Origin of the sequence: Agathobaculum sp. LCP25S3_E8 (assembly GCF_052117165.1) — a bacterium.
Classification (GTDB): domain Bacteria; phylum Bacillota; class Clostridia; order Oscillospirales; family Butyricicoccaceae; genus Agathobaculum.
The window spans coordinates 1-417 of record NZ_JBQKJR010000184.1; the positions used below are offsets into that span (position 1 = coordinate 1).

At 56.4% G+C, this 417-nt stretch carries 1 protein-coding gene; it reads left to right on the forward strand.

What is annotated here, in order from left to right:
• Positions 1-283 (forward strand): S-layer homology domain-containing protein (locus ACTQ34_RS18190; RefSeq protein WP_441364997.1); only part of this gene is annotated, 283 nt, incomplete at its 5' end.
• Positions 284-417 lie beyond the last annotated feature (134 nt).

Below are 417 nucleotides of genomic sequence, written 5' to 3' on the forward strand. Positions count from 1 at the left end.
GAACGGCATCACGGGAGGGACCGGCAATGGTATGTTCAGCCCCGATGCCACCTGCACCCGCAGTCAGAGCGTGACCTTCCTCTATCGCGCGGCCGGGTCTCCCACGGCTTCCGATGACATCGCGTTCAGTGATGTTGCCGCTGAGAGCTACTATGCCGATGCCGTGGCTTGGGCCGCGCAGAACGGCATCACCAGCGGCATTGGCAGCGAGCTCTTTGGACCTGCCAATGAGTGCTCTCGGGCTCAGATCGTGACCTTCCTGTACCGCTTCATGGTCAAGTAAACAGGGCTTGAGCAACAGTAAGACTAAAAATTAAACAGATGAAGGCGGCGGCAAGGAATAGACCGATTCCTTGCCGCCGCCTTTGCTTTGCTGTTATCGACCAAAAGAAAGCCGACTATGAAGTAACCCATTTC